Genomic DNA, 20483 nt, shown 5'->3' on the forward strand with positions numbered 1-20483 from the left:
CGGTGACCCGCTAAGGTCACGCCTTTAGAGGTGGACGAGTGCACGGTCTCGGGTAAGTGTGTGCGATCTTGGCGGAATAGGGTTGTGGGGGCGATGAACGCCTTCTTGAGCAATGCCGGCGTCGTGCTGGCCGCCCTGGGCGGCGTTCTGCTGTGGGGGACGACGGGAAATCTGTATCCCCAGTGGAAGCTGCGCCGACTGCAGCGACATGGCATCGAGGGCGAAGCGGAATCCGTGCTGGAGGAAGGCATCCGTGGCGGGCCGCGCATCACCTACGTCATACGCCTCCCCGACGGTGAGGCCGTGGCCCGGTTCATGGAGACGGGCGTCCCGTCCCGCGGGCCCGTGGGCACGGTCGTACCCGTGATGTACGACCGCCACAAGCCGTCCCGAGCCCGCACGGGCACACTCGCGGACATCGACCCCACAGAGGACGGCCTCTACTTGCGCTTCTTCTGGGGCACTGGCCTGGCACTCATCGCCGTGGGCGTCGTGCTCGGCCTGGTGTTCGGCTGAGAAGCTGTTGCTTCCGATCTTGAGAGGTGCGCGTCGAACGGGCGTCTCGATCGGGTGATCGCAGCTGGTTCGGTCCGTGATGACGTGCGCGAGTACGTCGTCGAGCATCTGTATGACGATGCCGCGCCTCGGTCAGGACACCGTCTTCGCGACCAAGCCGGATCTGGCCCGTGGGACGACCGAACGGTTCCGGGACGCCGGACATCACGTCGGCTGGGTCACCGGGGACAAGGTCTACGGCGGTCACCCAAGACTCCGTACGGCTCTGGAGGAACGCGGCATCGGCTACGTCCTCGCGGTGGCCTGCGCGGCCGAAGTTCCCACCGGCGCCGGCAAGTTCCGCTCCGATGCCCTGACGGCGAAGGTGCCCAAGCAGGCCTGGCAGAAGCTCTCGGCCGGGCGCGGCGCGAAGGGACAGCGGTTCTACGACTGGGCCGTCATCGACCTCGCCGAGCCGACCCCGAGCCGGCCCCGGACCACCTCCAGCTGCTGAGCAGCCGCGACCGCAGCCGGTGAACTCGCTTACTACCGCTGTCACTCCACCACGTCGGCATCCTTGGCCACCCTAGTCAAGGTCGCAGGTTCCAGATGGCGGGTGGGGGAGACTTTCCCAACCGAGAGTGAGCGGCATGGGGTCAGTATCGGCGGCCGTCGTACCGCAGCGCCGGTCGGCGCAGGATCTCGCCGAGCCAGTCGGTGGCGAAGGCTGCCAGGTCCTCGACGGGTCCGCTCCGCTCGCGCGGCACGACGTCCGGGCGCTCCTGCGTCAACGCGAAGTTGCAGATGTGCAGTTCACTGCACCGTACGGTGTCCTCCTCCAGGGAGGCACCGAGCGCAAGGAAGCGTACGCGGTGGTGGCTGAGGTCCACCACCAGGCGCATCTCATCGTGCTCCGCGGTGTTGCCGCCCTCATCGAGTTCGTCGCGGGGGAAGAACAGTACGTAGGTGTCGCTGGCCCGGCACGGCCATTCCTGGGCGCCCTCTCGAACCAGGCGCAGGAACTCGCGCTGGGACGGGTCGCAGTTTTCCGGCGTCTTGTCGTGTTCGTCGAACTCGAACCAGAGCGGGCGCATGGGCGTCATCGTACGTTCGGGCAACCCTGCCATTCGACGGAGTTCCGGACCGTGATGCTGTCGGTCCAGCCGGGTCCACCTGCGCCATCGGACGGGACACGAGCCAGGCCCATCGCCCCGGCGGCCGAAGCGCTCAACTCGAAACCTCAGCTGTGAACTCGCCAACTGAGCCGTGCGCAACCGCGACCGGCTCATGGCCAGCCTCGAGGCCGCGTGAGAATCCGCGACGCTCAACCGACTGAAAGCAGAATCTCGAAGCGGAGGGCCGGCGCCTCAACCCGACCCCCAACCGAGAGGAAGCCGCCGCAGCCTGGGCCACCGCGCGCCACGCCGGCAGCAAGGAGGACCTGGTCCTCCTCCGGGACGGCCGACGCCGGTCGTCCTGGATTTGCCACTCGCCCCCGGAAGGCAGAACACGCCCATGCATCAGACCGCCAACAACCCTGCCGCCAGGCGATCGCCGCGCTGTGCGGATCCACCAGGTACTGGGAGCAACTCGCCGGAGCCAACCGCACGCCGCGCCCCGGACATCATCGCCGGCTTGGCTGCACCTCACCTGGTCCGGCCGCCGCCCGGCCGCCGGACCCCGCAACGTCGCCGTGCAACGCGCGGACGGCAGCACCGTCGTTCCGCCCCTCCGCGGCCATTTTTTGAGGCTGTGCGGTGAGTTCGGTGGGCAGGACGGTCTCGTCGGTCTCGATTCGATCGGGTGGAGCCGGGCCTTGGCCGGCAGTTCCAGCCTTATGTAGCGGCGGGCTTCGGTCCACTCGTCGTTCTGCTCGGCCAGCACCGCGCCGACCCGGCGGATCAGGGCGGTGCGGTCGGGGAAGATGCCCACCACGTCGGTGCGGCGGCGGATCTCGTTGTTCAGGCGTTCTTGCGGATTGTTCGACCAGAGTCGGCTACTGGGCGATGAGCGAATCGTGCCGGTCGGCGACGGGGCGATCCCGCCCCCGTTCACCTTCATGCTGGGGCCGCACCAACGCAGAACTCATTGCCCTCCGGGTCGGCCATCACCATATGGTGCCCCTCGAACTCCTCCAGGACGACTGCGCCCGCCTTCGCCAGCCGCTCGGACTCCGCCCTGATCCGCGCCCACTTCTCACCGGGGCTGCCGTGTCCCGGCACCCGGATGTCGATATGTAGTCGGTTCTTCGCGGTCTTCGGCTCGGGGACCTTGAGGATGCAGAGCCGGGGGCCGGCGCCGTCAGGATCGCAGAGCCACGCGCCGTCGTCCGCGAAATCGTCCTCCGGAAGGTCGAACTGTGCGAGCCACTCCTCGCGCGTTCTGAAGGGAGCGGGCGGCGGCTCGTCCACATACCCCAGGGCCGTCTTCCAAAACTCGGCGAGGAGCTTCGCGTCTGCGCAATCAAGGGTCAGATCGATTCTGGCTGCCATAGCAGGACCGTATAGCGCACCTCTGACAGTCGCGGCTGAGTCGGAGGAAAGACGGCTGCTGATACGCCGTGACTGGTGGGGCACCGCCACTTGTCCGCTGGCTCCGATCGAGAACAGATGGCCTCGCCGTCGCTGGCGAAGACCAGCGCGATCAGTTCGCCGTCGATTTGCTCCACAGCGCGGCCGATGAGTTTGTGGCTCCCGTCCGGTCCAAGCTCGTGTCACCCCAGGAAAGGACACCGCCATGTCGGAGCTTCTCGTCGACTTCATCACCTCCCTCGACGGCTATGCATCGGGGGAGGGATGGCCCGGGTTCTGGGGCCTCGAGGGCCCGGAGTACCTCGCATGGCTCGGCGAGCAGCCCGAAGCCACCTACCTGATGGGAGCGAACACCTACCGCCTGATGTCGGGCTTCGCCGCAGGCGAGGTCCCCAATGACCAAGACGAGTTCAGGCCCGAAGAAGAGGCGTCCGTCGACGAGCTCACGCAAGCGTCCAAGGTGGTGTTCTCCTCCTCACTCGAGGAGCCACTGACGTGGGCCAACTCCACGCTCGTCCGCGACGACGCCGTCGAGGCGGTCCGCGCCATGAAGTCGAGTGGCTCGGGGCTCCTCAGCACGATCGGCAGCCTCAGCCTGTCCCGGTCCCTGCTACGAGCCGGACTCGTCGACCGCTTCCGGGTCGTGATGTTCCCGGTGATCACCGGGGCCACTGGCGAAGAACGCATCTACGACGGCTATCCGGACGTTGCCCTCGAGATGATCGAGCACCGCACCTTCGACGGCCGCATCCAGCTGGTCGAGTACAAGCCCCGCGTGCTCGAGCACCCGCCGCTCGGCGTCCGTGCATGACGTCGCCCCGCCGGCGCCGGTCTGGACGGCCGCCAGGTCGGCGCCGGCGGGGCGCGGAGCAAGACCTAATCGGGGGCGAACGGCCAACGTTAGGACGCCCGTTCCATCGCCGCTGCACGGCGGGAGTTGACGCCGCAGCAGAACAGGCACGGAGCCAGTGATCATGTTGGTGTCGAAGCCAGCTGATCACGAAGAGGTCCCGTGCCTGCCCGCTCATCTTCGCCCATCCTTGCTGTCCTGACCGAACTGGGTCCGCTCGACGAGCGCGGCATCGGGCGTCTGCGCGCCCATCGCGAGCGCGTCCCTGACCCACGCTCGCGCCGCTGCTGTTTATATCCTTTGGTCAGCGTGCTGCTGATCTGCTCGTGCGCGGTGGTCTCCGGCGCGCGGACCATCGAGGAGATCGCCGAGTGGGGCTGGCGCGCCGCCGTCGGCCTGCTGGCACGGATGGGCGTGCGTCGCCACGCCGCTACCGTGCCCCCTCTCACCCCACCCTCACCCGGATCCTGGCCGCCGCCGACGGCGACGCCCTGGACACGGCCGTGGGCGCCTACCTGGCCGATCACGACCGCGGCGACGTGCAGGCCGCGGCCGCGCCCGGGCGGGCGATCGCGGTGGATGGCAAGTCGCTGGCCGGCTCCGCGCACCTGGTCCAGCGCCACCGGCACCTGCTGTTGGCCGTCAGCCATGCCCCTGCCGCGATCACCCTCGCCCAGCGGGAAGTCGGTGCGAGACGAACGAGACGGTCGCGTTCCGCCTGCTGCTTGAGTTGCTGGACCTGGCCACGGCCGTGATCACCTTCGATGCGGATGCACAGCGTCAAGGAGCAGGTCCGCTGGCTGGTACAGGACAAGGACACCCACGACCTCACGGTCATCAAGGGCAACCAGCCGACCGCGTTCGCGCAGCTGACCAACCTGCCGTGGGACGAGGTGCCCATCGCCCACACCGCCTCACAGCCCGGACACGGCCGACGGGAATTCCGCTCGCTCAAAGCGCTCACCCTCGCCGCGTCCACGGGCGGGCTGGCCTTCCCCTACGGCAGGCAGGCGCGGCGGGTGCACCGCCGCCGCCAGGAGACCGGGCGCAAACAGTCACGCGAGGCCGTCTACGCCGTCACCAGTGGCGATCCGGGACCTACCTACCCGAACACGCCGCATGGATCATGAGGAGTGCGGCTGGCAGCTCACCCCCCCGCACCGCCTACCTGCTCCACACGGCCCTGACCCTCCTCGCGGACCAGGCCTACGACGACGCGCTCCGACTGGGGGACCAGTTCCTTCCCGACACCGACTCCACCGGCTGGCAAGTCTTCGGCCGGCTGCCCCGCTCACCTGGACGGCCGCCGATGGCGGCGACGCATGGCACGCGCCTTCGACGACCTGGCGAAGACCTGGCTCAGGGCGGATGGCCTGAACCTACCTGCAGTGCGGAGGAGATGGCCCTGCACCTGGCCATCGAGAATGCCCCCGAACTACCTGCGAGACCGCCCTGACACGGACGCTCACCACACTCTCCCCGAACACGGCGACGACTACAGCTAGGACAGCTGTTCGGATCTGCTATTCCAGGACCACGACGTCCTGATGCTCTTCCGCCCGAAACTCAGCGGCATCGCGGATCCCGAGGACCCGGCGAACCCGTCCATGGGCGTGGGCGACCTCAGGGCGACCGCCTGGTTCGCGCCGTTAGGCAGCCACAGCATCAGGGATCCCAGGCGAGGCTTCCGCCGATAGAACGCCGCTCGCTACAGAGAACCACAGGCCTGGCAGGAGCGTCGTGGCGTCCTGCAGAGTTACTCGGGCCGCACAGGCGGCGGAGACGGTGGGGGAGCGGGCTGGCGGCGGGTGCCTGCGGTGGCCCAGACGACGACGATGCCGACGGTGATCACGCCAGGGGCGATCGCCCAGAGGGTTCCGGCGACAGCCAGCCACACGGCCCCGGCGAGAGTGCCGGCAAGGGAGAGCGAAAAGCTGAGCCGCTCGCCGGGCAGTGATCGGTAGATCTCTGCCATCCTCGCGTCGATACTTGCGTTGACCTGGGCGAGCGAGCTGGCCTGGTCCGTGTAGAAGCTGCTGGGTTCACGCAGGTGGGCCTCGACGGCGGCCTCTGTCCACGGGTGTCGCGGCGTGGGGCGGGGTGCGGGAGCGCTCATGGTGCCAACCCGGCGGTGAGAAGGTCCGCCAGCAGCAGGAGCTGACGGATGTCGCGATCGCTGAACTCCGTCACCCCAGTGGACCACGAGGAGCGGTCGGAGTCGACGGCCAGGACCCCCAGCGGGGCCGGGCCCACGCGTACCGGAACGATCGCGACGGCGTCCGGTGAGACGGGCGTTGTCCCGGAGGTGACGTTGACCTTGAATGGCGAAGGCAGCGTCCCGCCATTGAAGACCAGATTATCGTCGACCGCTCGTTTCATTGCGATATGCCCTGCGTCGGATGGGCGGATCCGCTGCCGGGACCCTCCGGGCCACTCCGAGGCGAGAGTGAAGACTCCCGAGCCCGGGTCGTACCGGTAGAACATGCCGCGGGAGGCTGGCGCCACGCCGGCCGCCGAGACGGCCACCGACTGATCGAGCCGTCCGCGCTGTGCGTCGACGGGGGCGGAGGCAACGGTCAGCCCGGCGATGGTCGCCACATGCTTCGTGCTGGGGACGAGGCCCGAGACCAGCAACTCGTAGCGGGCTTCGGCGTCCCGTGCGAGCTGCTCGGTAGCCGCGCGGAGTTTGTTGGTCCGGGACTTCTCGGCCGCGGCTACGACCAGCGTGATCGCCGTACTGATGATTCCAGGGATGAGCAGCGTCCAGTTGATGCCCTCGGACTGGCCGGCGACGACTGACAGGGCGAAGGCCACACTGCCGAAGACGACGGCAAGGCCCGTCAGAGTACGGTCGATGACCTTGTTCTTCGTCTCCGGCGTCATTCCACCCGTTCCTGCCCAGCGAGCACAGATCCAGGGGCTGAGAGTAGTATCAAATGCCCGCTCAGTGGCCTGAGTTGCACATGCTCGCGCAAAGACGCGGCTCCGGGTCGATCTGCTGACGCGTCGCGACAGACGAGGCCGGAGGCGGGAGCAGTCACAGCGGGTGAAGGCCATTCGGCATGGAAGGGCATGGACCGGCAACGCCGCGCCGTCTTCGACCCCCATCGACGGACGAGAACGGCGTTTTCATTGCCGCCAGTCCACACCAGCCCGTTCGCCCCGCCTCATCGTCACTGTCGATTCGCGCTGGCCTCGACCTCGTTCCGCGGCCGACCCTCATCCTTCGCGTGCTCGGTGATCGCGGCCTGGACGTCGCGGGCGAGGTCGCGCCAGACACGCCACGCGGCCTCGCACGTGGCGGTCTGCTGCTCACTCCACGGCTCGTGGGGGGGAGGGGGAGGCCCGTACTGATCGCGGAGCTGCTCGACCTGGTCCTGCGTTCCGCTGCCTCGAACCGGTCCAAGGCGGGCCAGGATCCCTCGACCTGGCTGCCGCTGGCAGCCAACTACCGGTGCGAGTACGTCACTGACTGGGTGGCCGACAAGACCCGTTTGGGCCTGAGCATCGACGCCATCGAACAGGAGGCACTGGAGCGGACGTTGAGCGGCTGCGCGGATGTGTCCATTACCGTGAGCCTGGCCTGGTAGGACCGGCCTCGCGGCGCTTCACTCCGGGTGCATGACATGGTGCCGAGCATTCCTGCCCCAGCAGCCCGTCCCCGGCCTGCCGTAGCACCAGCCGGGCCCGTCGTAGAGCTTGGGCATGGCTGACCTCCTGCCTTCAGTAGCTCCAGCGCCAGGCGCCGGAGCTGTAGCGGCAGGTGATGGGCGTGCCGGAGGCGGTGGTGGTCGAGGCGCCGTGGTCGCTGTTGCGGCAGTACTGCCCGGCCCGGTAGCAGTTCCCGGCGTTGGACGTGATGGAGCAGGTGCCCGTGTGGGTACTGCCGTTGCTGCTGTCGTCGCTGCTGCTGTCGGAGCCGGAGTAGCTGTCGCTGCTGGAGGCCTGCTCGGTCTCGGTGACGGTGACGGTCGGCGCGGGCTTGGGTTTGGCCGTCTTGGTGACGGTGACGGACGGCTGCGGCGTGGCGGTGACGGTCTGGGTGGCCGTGGTGGTGACTCTCACCGTCGGTACGGCGACCGTCTTGTCCGGGGCGTCCTGGCCGCTGGCGCCGATGCCGGAACCGACGGCCAGTAGCAGCACGGCCCCGGCCCACACGCGCTTGCGCTTGTAAAGCGGCCGGGCGTCGGCCGGGCGCGGCGCGGGGGCAGGAGTGTTCGGACGGTTGTTCATGATTCCCCCTTGGGATGAGAGAGTTGTGATGGGTTGCCGGTCAGCAGGATTCGTCGAGCTTCACGGAGTAGATCGCCACGCGCAATGTGGTTGGGTGGTAGCCGGGGCCGGGCTCCTGGCGGCATACCTTCCAGTTGCTGTTGTCGAGGATCCAGCGGTCGCCGCTGGCGTCCTCCTCGTTGACCATGAAGCCGCTGAGGTGCAGCAGATGCAGGGCCTCGGCGTGGTTCATGCCGACGACGTCGGGCACCGTGCCCGCGTCCCTGTCGGGGTTGTTGGCCTCGGCGGACTTGGACGCCTTGTCGATCTGCTTCTGCAGATCCTCGTGGTCCTTCGTGTTGTCGTCCTGCGGGTCCTTCAGCGTGTCGTCGGCCGATGCCGATGCCGATGCCGATGTCGGGGTCGGTGTCGGTGTCGCGGTGACCGTCTTCACTGGCGCCGGGGTGCTGGCCTTGGCGTCCTTGGAGTCGCCGCTGCCGCCCGCGATGGCGCCGATGACGACCAGGGCAGCGAAACCGCCGAGCCAAGTCCGCTTCATCCTGTACCAGGGCCGGGACGTCTTGGTCGGCTGCTGCGGGATGTTCGGGTCGTACATGATCCCCCCTTGGATCAGAAAGTGACGGTTGGTTGGAACGGGTCAGGACTCGGCGGCGACCAGCTTTTTCAGCGCGGCCTCCAGCTCGACGCGCCGCTCGCTGGAGGTGAGCTTTTGGTCGCGGGCAGTGAAGGCGAGCGCGAACCGGCCGACCTGCCGCCAGTCACCGTGCTGGCGGACTGATGAGGAAAGCGACGCCCAAGACGAGCCGGTCAGGTCGCAGCGTGTCTCCACGGCGCACCCCTCGCGCAGGAACTGAGGTTCCAGGCCACCTCGACCGCATCACCGGCCGGCGCCACACGGCGTACGGGCTCCGTGACCCGGGCGCGGTACCAACGGGCACCGTGGACTTGCCGACCACAAGGGCACGCCAGCGCAGATGCGCCACCTGGCTCCGCCGCCGCGCTGTCGACGTACTGCAGGTCCGCCGCGCTAGAATCAGGCCGCTGCGGCGTGCTCACGCAGATGAAGTGCACGTCACCGAAGTCGCAGGCTTCGGCCGAGCTCGAGGTGCAACGCAACCGACCGGAGTCCAGCGATTTGGTCAGCAACTCGGCGACACCCGGCTCGAAGAAGGGCACCTGTCCTTCGTTGGGCCTGTCAATCGTGCCCGTCCACATCGACGTCCAGGACGTGCAATCGGCGAGACGCGGCGTCGGCTCGCCACCTGCGGGTATCGGGACATCACTGACTGGCATACGAAACTCCATTACGTCCCCCCCAATTCAGCGGGAACGAGCGGCGCCACAGTTCTGTCGCTGCCCGGGCCGAGCCCGGCACCAGCAACACGGATGGCTACACGGCAGCGCGGTGGCACAGACAGGTAGGCGGCAGGCCCATGCATGGATCGGCAGGCCTCCACCTGGCAGTACCTCGTCCCCCTTGATGTTGAAAGCTGCATCAAGTTAGCGCATCAACCCGAGATGTGTGAAATACGTGAAGGCATGTGATCGGTTTGTGGTCTCCGCGACCTTCGCCGGCTGCGCCCGGCACCGCTGCTCTCACGACCTGTGCCAGCGGGACTTGGCAGGGCCTGCGCTTGCAGGGCCACATTGCAGCCGGCGGCGCCTGCCCCCTGCGGTTCCGCTGCCTGAGCTGCGACCACTACTCCACTGACATCTCCTACCTCCCCGAGCTTGGCGCCTACCTCGACGGTCTACTGCGGCAGCTGGAAAGGCTGCGGTCGATGACCGAAGCCGACGAGTGGGCCCGCGAGGCCACCCCGCCCGACGAGGAAATCGCCTGCGTCCGGCGGCTGATCCGCGTCACTGAGGAGGTCGACAACTCACCGACGCCGAACGCGCCGAGATCCAGCGGACTGCGGCGATGGTTCGCAAGACCCGCCAGGGCTTCCTCGGTATGCCCTGCATCCCCCAGCCCCTGTACCACCACAGCGGGGACTGGAAAATGATCGTGTCGGCCCAGAGCAGCGTCTCCCGCTCGGCGGGGACGTCCGCGGTGAGCGCCCCGGCGTCGAAAGCCCGGCCCGAGTCCAGGGCTCAAGACCTTCAGCGGTCCTGAGGCGTTGGGGCCGTAGTCCGCGGCGTCCGCGACCGCCTTCCAGTTCATCGAGTACAGATCGCTCACCCGTACCTCGTGCCCGGCATTCTCCAACGTGGACACCGCGAGGTCCTTCAGCCAGCTGTTGAGCGACGTCGGCTCCGGGGGGGGGGAGATGATCAGCGTCTTCATGGGAGCTCCTTCGGATCGGATGCCTTCGATCCTGGGCTCTGCGGCGCCCGGCGTTCAGGGAAGCTGTTTCCATCGGACGGGACTTCCTGGTACTGGCAGGACCACCGACCACCTTCACGGTCGTACCGCGGCCATACTGGGGGCATGGACGATCTTGCTGGGTCTCCGCGGACCCGGCGTTCCCGGGTCGGCCCGGCGGCCGCAGGCATCCCCACCGACAGTCGCCGCCGGGTCGAAGGGCTGCGCCGCGAAGAGGTCGCGCACCTGCCCGGAGTCAGCGTCGACTACTACGTACGCCTGGAGCAGGGCCGGGCGACCCAGCCCTCCGAGCAGGTCCTCGACGCGCTCGCCCGCGTCCTGGGCCTTGACGAGACCGAACGCGGGCACCTCTACCGACTCGCCCGGCAGCACAGCCGCCGTGCGAAGGCGCCGGGCGGGCGGGTCCGGCGGAGTTGCTGCGTGTCCCTTCGGCCTGGTCGCCGACGCACCCGCGCTGATCATGAACCACCGCCGGGACGTACTTGCCGGGAACCGCTTCGCGGGGCTCCTCTTCGGCGGGTCGATGCCGGGCGTGAACACCGCCCGGAACATCTTCCTCGAGGAGGCCGAGCGCGGTCTGTACGCGAACTGGGAGGCCATGCACCCTCGACGTGGTCGGGCACCTGCGCCTGGCCGCCGGGAAATACCCCGAGGACCCCGGCAGTCGAGCTGACCAGACTTACTTCGGCAGCGGCCGCGCCCGCAATACCTGAGCGTCATCCGGCCCGTGAGACCTCGCCGACCGCCCCGCCGGCAGTTCACAACCCTGGAGTCAATCACCTGCAGCAAGGGGCGTGGGCCTGCGCTGCAGCCACTGCCAGAATGTCCGACGCGGGGGCCGCACCACCACCTTGCCGTGGGCCTTCTGGCCGACCAGTTCCACGCGCAGCGTGACCGGCGTGTCCGGGGGCGTCCGCATGCGGCGGTGTCTGAGCTTGCAGTGGACCAGGGTCAGTCCGTCGAGATCGACCTCGACGCCCGGCCTCGTGACCAGCGTCAGGCCCTTCCCCGCCATGGCCACATCGATCCGCAGGGTGTCCTGCGTGATCACGGCCTCGGTGAAGTCGAGCGTCACGTCACACCAGGTCACCGCGAGCTCCAGCCGCCGCGGCAGCACCCAGCGGCCCGTCCGCTCGACCGCGCCGCTGAACACCTGCTCGATCCGGACGACGTCTTTGGGCTCTGCGAGCTCTGCCGCAGTACCGTCCGCAGTGGTCGACACGGCCGGCAGGTCGGCTGTGAGCACGGCCAGTTCGCTCAGAGTCCGCGCCGACAAGGCCGTTTCCAGACGCTCGTCCAACTCGTCCGCGGTCAGCAGGCCGTCCCCCGCCGCGATACGCAGCACATCCACCACCCGGTCGCGGTCCGCATGAGAGGCGCGCAGTTCGGGCGACGAGCCGGTGCCGGAGTGCTTCTCGGTGGGCGAAATCTCTCCTGACATGCTTCCGTCCTGGTCCTGTCGAACGTCTTCGCGCGACGCAGGCAGCGACGCAAGGAGCAGACTAACGCTATATCGCGACATGGATCCCGGCGGGGCTCATCACAGAGAGGCGATGGTCAGCGGCGATTCACAGCATGCGGCACCCGTCATGCCGAGGCCCGGGTACGACAACAACCGCCCAGGGGCCAATTGAAGCCGCCCTCTGGGTCCGCCTCAAGACGCCCGGCCTTCACCAATCATCGGCGAAGTGGGGCCAGTGGGAGTCGACTTGGTGGGGGCCACTGAACGGGTCTGGCACAAGTTCCGTCACCCGTCACGTAGCGTTACGATCCGAAGATCGACGGGAAAGGCCGGCATGGCCTTCTCAGGGCCGTAGGCTGTGTCAATCGGTTCGCCGCCTGGGCACTGTGCCGCGATCAACGCGGCGGCGGCAACTGCCTCTTCTGCTTCCGTGAGGTAGCCAGTCGCGTTGACCGTTCGGGCGAGGACACCCCGGATCAGGAATTCGCGTTCTTCGGGCTTCGCATTGTCAAGCGATAGCGAAGTCCGCGGCCGTGTCGTTGTCGAAAGGGCCGGTGTCCCAGGTACCCACGATGATCTCCTTGACCGGTTGTGCGGCGATCCCCGCATCGGCCACTGACAGCACGATCAGGTGGCGAGCCGGACTCGCTTGCGCAGAAGACCAAAGCCGGCGCGGCCGAACATTTGCCGTTCGAGCATCTTGATCCGGTTGACTGCTCCTTCGGCCGGGCCGGAGTTCCAGTCGGTGGTCAGCCCGGTCACCGCGTCGAAGTCGCTGTGCAGGCCGACGGCGAAGCTGCTGATCCCGGCGGGTCAGTGGTTGAAGGCCAGGAGCTTGGCGATGCCGTTGCGCTGGATCTCGGACGTGCCGGTGAGGACGCGGAACATCCGGATCTTGCGGAAGAGGTACTCGATCTCGTTGCCCTGGGTCAGGCCCTCCTTGCCGTGGATCTGCACGGCCTCGTCGAGGATGCGGAAGGCTGACTCGGCGACGAACAGCTTGCACATGAAGGCTTCCGCGTGTGCCTCGCGGCCCTGGTCCAGGGCCGCGAGCGCGGCGTAGGTCATGGAGCGGGCCGCGTAGAACTCGGTGGCCATGTCCGCGACCTTGTGCTGGATGGCCTGGAGCATGAGGAGCGGCTGGCCCCCCGCCACCTTGCGGGTTCGCGTGCGGTCCAGGGTGAGGGCGAGGGCGCGGCGGGTGGCGCCGAGGACGGTGGGACAGTGCAGCAGCCGGTTCGTGGTGACCCGGCCGAGCGCGATGCGCATGCCCTTGCCCTCCTCGCCGAGGAGGTTGGCGGCCGGCACGTGGCAGTCGTCGAGGACGATGTCGCTCTCGATGTGCTCTCCCGACATGGGGGTCGCCCCGTCCTCGACCCGGCAGCCGGGGCTGTCCAGGTCCACCAGGAAGGCGGAGAACTGCGGCTTCTCGCCCTCCTGTTCACCGGTTCCGGCCATGCGGGCGACCACGATCGCGAAGTCGGCGAAGGGGCCGGCCGAGGAGAACACCTTGTGCCCGGTCAGCCGGTAGCCGTCCCCGTCCCGCACCGCGACCGTGCGCATGGAACGGACGTCGGAGCCTGCGTCGGTCTCGGTGAGGGAGAAGCAGCAGGCACGCTCACCACGGATCAGCGGCAGCAGGTATTTGTCCAGTTGGTACTCGGTTGCGTGCTTGAGGATGTCGCCCGCGCGCAGCGGGCCGCCCATGTCGCCGAGCACGCTGTGCGCGAGGACGCGCCCGCTGGCGCCGATCTCCTCCTTCAGGGCGGCGAGTTGGGTGTAGGTGAGGTTCTGGCCGCCGTACTCCTCAGGCAGGTGGATGCCGTAGAAGCCGAGCTCACGGCTGCGGCGCCAGATCGGTTCGAGGTCGGCGCGGGTGAGGCGGCTGGCGTGGGTGAGGCCGCGTTCCCTTTCGTGGTCGGCGAGTTCGCCGTCGAGGTAGCCGCGCAGGCGGTCGACCAGCTCGGCGGTGCGCGGGTCGTCGTAGGTGGGGCGAAGGGAGAAGGTCACGGAAGGCTCCGACTGGTTCAGTTGACGCGGCGGGCAGCGCCCGCCCAGAAGGGTTCGCGTACGGCCTTGCGGTCGAGCTTGCCGTTGCGGTTGTGAGGCAGCTCGGGCACGAAGTCGACCGACCGGGGCTTCTTGAAGCGGTCGAGGCGGCCGGCGCAGAAGGCGATCAGGTCGTCGGCCGTGACGGTCGCACCGGCGTGGGTGACGACGACCGCCTTGACGGCCTCTCCCCACTGCTCGTCGGGCACGCCGACTACGCAGGCTTCCTGCACTCCCGGGTGTTCGTACAGGGCGGCCTCGACCTCGGTGCAGTAGATGTTGAAGCCGCCGGAGATGATCATGTCCTTCTTGCGGTCGACCAGGAAGAGGTAGCCGTCCTCCCGCATCCAGGCGAGGTCCCCGGTGTGCACCCAGCCGTCGCGGAAGGTCTCCGCGGACAGCTCGGGCTCCTGCCAGTACTCCCGTACGCAGTCCGGGCCACGCACGATGACCTCGCCGACCTCGCGCGGGCCCAACTCGCGGCCTGCCTCGTCGACGACACGGATCTCGGTGTCGTACGACGCACGGCCGCAGGACTGGAGCAGCTCCGGCTCCTCCTTCACCGCCCGGGCGATCTCCTCGCTGCTGAGGCCCGCGACAACACTGGTGGTCTCTCCGAGCCCGTAGCCCTGGGCGACGACCGGCCCGAAGAACTCCACGGCATCGCGCAGGCGCTGGGGCGAGATGGGCGCCCCGCCGACGCGCACGCTCGTCAGCGAGGACAGGTCATGGTCGGCGGCGCCGGGGTGGGCGAGCACCGTGTTCAGCATGGCCGGCACCAGAAAGGTCGCGGTGATGCGCTCCCTCTCGACCGTCTCCAGGAAGCCCTGCGGGCTCCAGGTCGGCAGTACGTACGTCGTGGAGCCGCCGAACACCCCGGCCAGCAGGCCCATGCCGGTGGCGTGGGTGATGGGGCCGCAGGCGAGGTAGCGGGTACCGGGGCGGGGACGGGACTCGTCGGCCATCAGCTGTTTGCGCATGTTGGCGAGGCGGTTGCCGACCGTCTGCACGGCGGCCTTGAGCGCGCCGGTGGAGCCGGAGGTGAAGTTCAGGACGCAGGCGGCGTCCTCGCCGACCTCGACGCGGACGGGTGCCTCGTCCCCCTCGGCCAGCAGGTCACTGTAGGAAACCTCACCGGGCTGTGCGCCGTCGAGGCAGACGGGCAGGCACCCGGTACCCGCCGCGGCGATCGCGGCGAGGGCGTCCTCGCGGTGGGCGGCGTCGTAGACGAGGACGCGTACGGGGGCGTAACGCAGGATGTGCTCGATCTCGCCGCGGCCGAGCCGGGCGTTGATGGGCGCACGCGTCAATCCGGCCTTGTACAGGGCGAATTCGACCTCCACCAGCTCGCCGCGGTTCCACGCGAGGGAGGCCACGGCGTCGCCAGGGCCGAGGCTCCGGGCAGCCAGGGCGGAGGCCAGACGGTCGGTCGCCCGGTCCAGCTCGGTGAAGGTCCAGGAGCGGTCCCCGCAGACGAGGGCGGCGGCCTGGGGCCAGTAGCGAGCGCTGCGCGACAGATAGATGCCGAGGTTCATGAGGGCCTACTCAGTAGATGACGTCCGAAGACGAGTCCGTAGTCTTACATCGTGCTCAGTTCCAGACAGCTTGTTCATTAATTTCTGACGTGTCAAGAGTCTCCTAGACTGAGCGCGCACGCAGCGCGACGGCCGTGCGCGGCAATCGAGGAGGAGTGCATGGCAGAGGACAGGCGGACCAGACGCTCGCGACGGGTCCTGGGAACGGCCCTGGTGGAGCTGGTTCTGGAGCGGGGCTTCACCGCGCTGACGGTGGAGGACATCACCGAGCGCGCGGATGTGGCACGTGCGACCTTCTACGCGCACTTCCGGGACAAGGAGGACCTGTTCGCGCGCGTGACCGCGGACTTGCTCGCCGAGCTGTCCGAGCGCCTGTCGCCCGCGGTCGCAGACAGTGCGATCGGCTTCACCGGCAAGCCGGTCCTGGAGATGCTGCGGCACGCGCGTGAGGAGCGTGATCTGTACCGGATCGTGCTGCGCGGCGAAGGCGACGGCAAGCCACTGCAGATGTTCATGGACGCCTGCGCACGGGCCACGGCCGAGGAGTTCCGCGCCCGCGCCGAGCGCAACGCCGTCCAGCCGCGCATCGACCCCGAGCTGCTGGCACGGGTGTGGGTGGGGGAGCAGATCGCGGTGCTGCGCTGGTGGGTCGAGCAGGACGCCCCGGCGCTGCCGGCCGAGGAGGTCGTGCGCATGCTCCTCGACCTGGCGCTGCACGGCCGCTACTGGGCCAGCGGCTTCGAGCCGCCGGCCTGAGCCGCGCACTCCCTCGTTCGGTTCAGCTCGTCCGGCTCAGTCGCCGTGCGTCCCGCTCGGGCCGGATCGCGGTCAGGGCGACCAGTCCGCAGACCAGCATCAGGGCGGCGGAGAGCAGGAACGCATGGGTGTATCCCGTGCCCTGTGAGGGCGCCGAGTCCAGCAGGCGTCCGGTCAGATACGGCGCGATCAGCCCGGGCAGGGTGCCGGTCGCGGCGACGATGCCGAACACCGCTCCGCGCTGCGCGGGCGGCACGACGGCGGCCGTCGTCATGTAGTGCAGCGGAAAGGCGATGGCGTGCGCGCCGAACGCCACCGCGAGCAGTGCCAGCAGCAGCGCCCGGGCGTCGGCGAGGGGCAAGGCCGCCATGGCCAGCCCAGCGGCGGTGACCGCGACCCCTTGCGGGGCGCCGCTCGACCAACGGCTGGACACCCCACGCCGCTTCAGCGCATCGACCAGCGGCGACACCGCCAGCAGCAGGACGAAGCTGAACGCCGAGACACCGCTGATGAGTGTCGCCGCGCGGCCCGGTGACATGCCGAGCTGAGTGCGCAGGTAGGCGGGCAGCCACGCCTGGCTCAGGGCCAGGGCCCAGGAGGCGCCGAAGGCCCCCGCGATGCTCCCCAGCACCGTGCCGTTCAGCAGCAGCCTGCGGTACGGGAGCCGGGTCGCCGGTCCGGTGTCGGGCGCGGTTCCGTGCCCCGGCTCGTGGCCGTACGGGCCGTCGTGCCCCGCCCGCCACCACAGCAGGCTCCACGCCACGCTGGTCGCGGCGAGCGCTGCGAAGGCCGAGCGCCATCCGAAGGCGCTGATCAGCCAGGTCACGACCGGCGCGGCGATCAGCGTGCCCAGCGCGGCGCCGCTGATCTGCAACGCCGACGGCAGGCCGCGCCGGTCCTCCGGGAACCACTTGTACAGCGCGTGCATCGACATCGGTGCGGCCGGCCCCTCGGCCGCACCCAGCAGCACGCGCCCGGCCACGAGCACCGGCACGGACGCCACGAAGAGCACGGGCAGCTGTGCCACCGCCCACACAGCGGCCAGAGTGGCCAGGAGTACTCGGCTGGAGACCCGTGCGGAGGCGAACCCGACGAGCAGTCCGGAGAGGCTGAACAGCAGGGCGAAGGAGCTGGAGATCAGGCCGTAGGTGCTGTTGCTGATGTGCAGCTCGTCCATGATCGGCACGGCCGCGAGTCCCAGGACGGACTTGTCCGCGTAGTTGACCAGCATGAACGCCACGATCAGCGCGGTGACCACCCAGGCGTGCCGCCGGCCGGTGCGCGGATCCGGTGGCGGCCCGGCGACGTCCAGGCGAGGGGCGGTTCGGGGCTGCGGCTTGACCATCGGACACTCCTACGCTCTGGAGTATTGAAATGAAAGTATGTTCCCGTACAAGCTGTCTGTTAGTGATCGATTGATTTGGCAACCTAGGCGTCTGATCGCTCCAGGTCAACGCCTCGAACAACAACGCGCGCGGAAACACCCGGCGCGAAGGAGTGAGCCATGCCCGAGACAGCCCCGCTGAGTGATCTGCTGTGGACCCGCGGCTACACGGATCCCGCCTGGATCCGCCGCTTCACGTCCCAGGGCCGCGAACTCTCCCCCAGCCGACGGGTGTGGCGAGGCGAGGCTCCTGCCCGCCACCTGCCGCGCAGTGAAGCCGACCTCGACGCTCTCGACCTCGTCACCACCGACGCGGGCGCACTCAAACTTCCGGACATGTTCGCCGCAGCCCAGACGGACGCGTTCCTAGTGATGCATCGCGGGCAGGTCGTCTACGAGCGCTACCTGCACGGTGCCGACGCGCACACCCCTCACTTCAACGCCTCGGCGGCCAAGTCCTACCTCGGCCTCGCGGCGGCAACGCTGGCACACCAGGGGATGCTGGACCGTACCGCCCGGGCCTCCTCCTACGTCCCCGAACTCGAGGGAACGGCCTTCGGCGATGCCCGGGTCCAGGATCTGCTGCACATGGGTACCCAGGTGAGCTACGCGGGCCGCCGCCTCGACAAGGCGATCGAGGCCCAGCGGTACTACGCGGTCGTCGCCCCGCCACTGCGGCCGTTCGGCTACAGCGGTCCGACCAGCATCCGCGAGCACCTCCTGACCGCCCGCGCCACCGGGGCCCCGGGAGAGGAGTTCCGCTACGAGAACGGCAATGTGGAAGCACTGGCCGAAGTCCTCCGCCGGATCACGGGCTTCACCACGTCGACCCTGCTCAGCGACCTTCTGTGGTCCAAGGTGGGGGCGGAGGAGGACGCGTATTACATCCTGGACAGCGACGGCGTCGAAGCCGCCTGCGGAGGCTTCAGCGCGACAGCACACGATGTGGCCCGGCTCGGCGAGATGTTGCGCTGCGGCGGGGCGGTGGGGGACCGGCAGGTGGTCCCGGAGGAAGTGGCCGGCACGATCACCAGCGGCGTGCCCGACGGCTACCCTCGCCGGGTCCGCTTTCCTGCCGCACCCCCCGCCTCACCGGCCACGCTCTCCTACCACGACCTGTGGTGGATCCTGAACGACCCCTACGACTCCTACATGGCCAGCGGCATCCACGGCCAGCGGCTCTTCGTCTCGCCGGGTCTGGACCTCGTCATCGTCCACTTCGGCTCGCAGGTCGTCTCACCCGCGGTACCGTCGGCCCCGCTGGTCCAGGCATTCGTACGGATCGGCGTCCACCTCAACTCATCAAGCGTGCGCTGAAAACACCGGAGCCCGTGACCAGGTGACGGCCACGGACTCCGGTTGGCTCATAGGCGGCGTTCTGTCACTGCCGGTCGCGGATTCGGCGATCGCTGTGGCACCACTTGGTGAGACAGCATCGTGGTCCGGTGACCACGGGGTTTCCCCTGGTCACCGGACCGGACACAGCGGAACCCCCTCGGTGGTCAGGCGCCCGCGATTCGAGCTTCGAGGTCGACGATCTGACGGTCCTTGAAGCGCAGCCTGGAGCGCGCGGCCTTGCGGCCGCCCATCGAGGGCACGGTTGCCGGCCGTCAGTTGGCGATGGTTCAGCGGGTGAGAGCCTCACGGACGGTGCCACCGGTCAGCGCGCACCACGTGCTGAGGTCGACCTTGCCGTTGGGGTGGAGGCTGTGCAGGCGTTGCATGTCCTGCACAGCCTTCATGGTGTTGTCGTCATAGGTGCCGGTGATGCTGACGGTGTCGGCGTAGCCCTTGATGGTGAGCAGATACTGCACGGCTTGGACAGGCAGCCCGGAGGCGTCCTTGTCCAGGGAGGGCGCGAGTGCTTCCCAGGTGGCGGTGTCGAATGTGGCGTCGGGAGTGACGGCAACACCGCGGCTGGTCTGGAAGTCGGCGACGACGGTGTTCATCTCGGTGCTGAACACGCCGTCGATGGGCAGGTCGCTGTAGCCGGCGTCGACCAGCAGGTACTGGGCGACCTGGACCACCTGGCTGTCGACGAACCGCCAGATGTCCGGCCAGCGCCGTGCCGGTGCCGCGGCGGGCGACACGCCCATGGAATGCAGTACGCGCCTGCGAATCTGGGGGAAGAGGCGGTAGAAGGCGATGCCGGGGCAGTCGGTGCCCAGGCGGAAGTCCCAGTGACCGAAGATGTCCCACGCGTTGAGGTGGAACTGCCGGCACACGGAGGTGCACAACGTCACCAGCGAGTCCAGCAATGCCGCCGGCGGGGTTTCGGTTATGTACGTGCCCTCGTTCTCGATCCCGATGGCGTTGCCGTTCTCCCCGGGGCAGTGGGCGGACACCACTTGATGCTCGCCGGCGGCGAGGGTCTCCAGGCTGCGGTGACGGCCCTCGAGAACGTAGCCACCGCGGCTGACGGTGAAGTGCTGGCCGGTGTCCGCCCAGCCGTTGGTGTCCATGTGCAGGTCCTGGCAGTCACGCGCCAACTGCATGGCGTGTTCACGTGAGTAGTCCGTGACGTTGGGGAAGGCCATATGGTGCAGGATGATCTTGTTGGTGGTGTTGCCAGTGATCTGGATCGGGCTGGACGGCGGTCGTGCACCCCAGGTGTCGCAGTCGATGATCCAGGGGAACTGAGGCAAGGGGGTCGCCCCGGCAGCGGTGGGGAAGGCCACCTCCGTGCCGACGACAGCGGCGACTGCCGTGCCGAGGCCGACCCGGAACAGGGTGCGGCGGTCGACTTCGTGCTCGTACATCACCATGGGGACTCCCAAGTGAGGGGAAACAGCGGGGCCGAGGGGCGGCCCGTCGGAGACTATGCGGCGAACATCCCGCCCGCCAGGCGTAGTTCACGAATTT

Annotated in this window: 22 protein-coding genes and 4 pseudogenes; 9 read left to right on the forward strand and 17 right to left on the reverse strand. The window is 68.6% G+C overall.

The window, feature by feature from the left end:
* Positions 1-93 precede the first annotated feature (93 nt).
* Positions 94-516, forward strand: a complete 423-nt coding sequence (locus ABZ484_RS20310) for a DUF3592 domain-containing protein (RefSeq protein WP_358867282.1) — start codon at positions 94-96, stop codon at positions 514-516.
* A 127-nt stretch (positions 517-643) separates the two neighbouring features.
* Positions 644-1132 (forward strand): annotated as a pseudogene (locus ABZ484_RS20315) (IS701 family transposase); the annotation flags it as partial.
* Positions 1133-1151: 19 nt separating this feature from the next.
* On the opposite strand, the gene ABZ484_RS20320 reads toward ABZ484_RS20315, so the two are convergent.
* The 3 genes and pseudogenes from ABZ484_RS20320 to ABZ484_RS20330 form a co-directional block, all read right to left on the reverse strand.
* Positions 1152-1589 (reverse strand): hypothetical protein, encoded by a 438-nt coding sequence (locus tag ABZ484_RS20320; protein WP_358867306.1) that lies wholly within the window; start codon positions 1587-1589, stop codon positions 1152-1154.
* Positions 1590-2304: 715 nt separating this feature from the next.
* Positions 2305-2493 (reverse strand): annotated as a pseudogene (locus ABZ484_RS20325) (transposase); the annotation flags it as partial.
* Between the two features lie 59 nt (positions 2494-2552).
* A complete protein-coding gene (locus ABZ484_RS20330) occupies positions 2553-2987 on the reverse strand; it encodes a VOC family protein (RefSeq protein ID WP_358867283.1) in 435 nt (144 codons plus the stop codon).
* A gap of 244 nt (positions 2988-3231) precedes the next feature.
* Here ABZ484_RS20330 and ABZ484_RS20335 point away from each other — a divergent pair, with 244 nt between their 5' ends.
* From ABZ484_RS20335 to ABZ484_RS20345, 3 genes are all read left to right on the forward strand, one after another.
* Positions 3232-3837 (forward strand): dihydrofolate reductase family protein, encoded by a 606-nt coding sequence (locus ABZ484_RS20335; RefSeq protein WP_358867284.1) that lies wholly within the window; start codon positions 3232-3234, stop codon positions 3835-3837.
* Between the two features lie 410 nt (positions 3838-4247).
* Positions 4248-4631, forward strand: coding sequence for a hypothetical protein (locus tag ABZ484_RS20340; protein WP_358867307.1), 384 nt, complete (start codon positions 4248-4250; stop codon positions 4629-4631).
* 15 nt (positions 4632-4646) lie between these two features.
* The gene (locus tag ABZ484_RS20345; protein ID WP_358867285.1) at positions 4647-5006 is read left to right on the forward strand and encodes a hypothetical protein; all 360 of its coding nucleotides are present in this window, start codon (positions 4647-4649) and stop codon (positions 5004-5006) included.
* A gap of 626 nt (positions 5007-5632) precedes the next feature.
* Here the strand turns inward: ABZ484_RS20345 and ABZ484_RS20350 are convergent.
* Positions 5633-5992: a hypothetical protein gene (locus ABZ484_RS20350; protein WP_358867286.1), complete on the reverse strand. Its 360-nt coding sequence runs from the start codon at positions 5990-5992 to the stop codon at positions 5633-5635.
* Complete coding sequence (locus tag ABZ484_RS20355) at positions 5989-6759, reverse strand: hypothetical protein (RefSeq protein WP_358867287.1); 771 nt, start codon at positions 6757-6759, stop codon at positions 5989-5991. Before ABZ484_RS20355 ends, ABZ484_RS20350 begins: the two co-directional genes overlap by 4 nt.
* A 347-nt stretch (positions 6760-7106) precedes the next feature.
* Between ABZ484_RS20355 and ABZ484_RS20360 the strand changes: the two genes are divergently transcribed.
* Positions 7107-7466, forward strand: coding sequence for a hypothetical protein (locus ABZ484_RS20360; protein ID WP_358867288.1), 360 nt, complete (start codon positions 7107-7109; stop codon positions 7464-7466).
* Between the two features lie 133 nt (positions 7467-7599).
* On the opposite strand, the gene ABZ484_RS20365 is transcribed toward ABZ484_RS20360, so the two are convergent.
* The 5 genes and pseudogenes from ABZ484_RS20365 to ABZ484_RS20385 form a co-directional block, all read right to left on the reverse strand.
* Positions 7600-8109 carry a hypothetical protein gene (locus ABZ484_RS20365; RefSeq protein WP_358867289.1) on the reverse strand — a complete coding sequence of 170 codons (510 nt, stop codon included), beginning with the start codon at positions 8107-8109 and terminating at the stop codon, positions 7600-7602.
* 40 nt (positions 8110-8149) lie between these two features.
* Complete coding sequence (locus ABZ484_RS20370; protein ID WP_358867290.1) at positions 8150-8704, reverse strand: PASTA domain-containing protein; 555 nt, start codon at positions 8702-8704, stop codon at positions 8150-8152.
* Positions 8705-8746: 42 nt separating this feature from the next.
* Positions 8747-8938 carry a hypothetical protein gene (locus ABZ484_RS20375; protein WP_358867308.1) on the reverse strand — a complete coding sequence of 64 codons (192 nt, stop codon included), beginning with the start codon at positions 8936-8938 and terminating at the stop codon, positions 8747-8749.
* Entirely contained in the window at positions 8917-9414 is a 498-nt protein-coding gene (locus ABZ484_RS20380) for a hypothetical protein (protein WP_358867291.1), read from the reverse strand. Before ABZ484_RS20380 ends, ABZ484_RS20375 begins: the two co-directional genes overlap by 22 nt.
* 672 nt (positions 9415-10086) lie before the next feature.
* Positions 10087-10396 (reverse strand): annotated as a pseudogene (locus ABZ484_RS20385) (NAD(P)H-dependent oxidoreductase); the annotation flags it as partial.
* Between the two features lie 144 nt (positions 10397-10540).
* Here ABZ484_RS20385 and ABZ484_RS20390 point away from each other — a divergent pair.
* Positions 10541-11094, forward strand: a pseudogene (locus ABZ484_RS20390) (helix-turn-helix domain-containing protein); the annotation flags it as partial.
* Between the two features lie 113 nt (positions 11095-11207).
* On the opposite strand, the gene ABZ484_RS20395 reads toward ABZ484_RS20390, so the two are convergent.
* From ABZ484_RS20395 to ABZ484_RS20415, 5 genes are all read right to left on the reverse strand, one after another.
* Complete coding sequence (locus tag ABZ484_RS20395) at positions 11208-11876, reverse strand: DUF1707 domain-containing protein (protein WP_358867292.1); 669 nt, start codon at positions 11874-11876, stop codon at positions 11208-11210.
* Between the two features lie 306 nt (positions 11877-12182).
* Complete coding sequence (locus ABZ484_RS20400; protein ID WP_358867293.1) at positions 12183-12506, reverse strand: DUF4259 domain-containing protein; 324 nt, start codon at positions 12504-12506, stop codon at positions 12183-12185.
* Between the two features lie 18 nt (positions 12507-12524).
* The gene (locus tag ABZ484_RS20405; RefSeq protein ID WP_358867309.1) at positions 12525-12659 is read right to left on the reverse strand and encodes a hypothetical protein; all 135 of its coding nucleotides are present in this window, start codon (positions 12657-12659) and stop codon (positions 12525-12527) included.
* Positions 12660-12710: 51 nt separating this feature from the next.
* Positions 12711-13907, reverse strand: a complete 1197-nt coding sequence (locus ABZ484_RS20410) for an acyl-CoA dehydrogenase (protein ID WP_358867294.1) — start codon at positions 13905-13907, stop codon at positions 12711-12713.
* Between the two features lie 17 nt (positions 13908-13924).
* Entirely contained in the window at positions 13925-15481 is a 1557-nt protein-coding gene (locus ABZ484_RS20415) for an AMP-binding protein (RefSeq protein ID WP_358867295.1), read from the reverse strand.
* A gap of 159 nt (positions 15482-15640) precedes the next feature.
* Here ABZ484_RS20415 and ABZ484_RS20420 point away from each other — a divergent pair, with 159 nt between their 5' ends.
* Positions 15641-16237: a helix-turn-helix domain-containing protein gene (locus ABZ484_RS20420; protein ID WP_358867296.1), complete on the forward strand. Its 597-nt coding sequence runs from the start codon at positions 15641-15643 to the stop codon at positions 16235-16237.
* Between the two features lie 22 nt (positions 16238-16259).
* Here ABZ484_RS20420 and ABZ484_RS20425 read toward each other — a convergent pair whose 3' ends face one another.
* Positions 16260-17582, reverse strand: coding sequence for an MFS transporter (locus tag ABZ484_RS20425; RefSeq protein WP_358867297.1), 1323 nt, complete (start codon positions 17580-17582; stop codon positions 16260-16262).
* A 159-nt stretch (positions 17583-17741) separates the two neighbouring features.
* Here ABZ484_RS20425 and ABZ484_RS20430 point away from each other — a divergent pair, with 159 nt between their 5' ends.
* A complete protein-coding gene (locus ABZ484_RS20430; RefSeq protein WP_358867298.1) occupies positions 17742-18938 on the forward strand; it encodes a serine hydrolase in 1197 nt (398 codons plus the stop codon).
* 308 nt (positions 18939-19246) lie between these two features.
* Here ABZ484_RS20430 and ABZ484_RS20435 read toward each other — a convergent pair whose 3' ends face one another.
* Positions 19247-20380 carry an N-acetylmuramoyl-L-alanine amidase gene (locus ABZ484_RS20435; RefSeq protein WP_358867299.1) on the reverse strand — a complete coding sequence of 378 codons (1134 nt, stop codon included), beginning with the start codon at positions 20378-20380 and terminating at the stop codon, positions 19247-19249.
* Between the last annotated feature and the right edge of the window lie 103 nt (positions 20381-20483).

It is taken from the genome of Streptomyces sp. NPDC006393 (assembly GCF_040628575.1).
Lineage (GTDB): Bacteria > Actinomycetota > Actinomycetes > Streptomycetales > Streptomycetaceae > Streptomyces.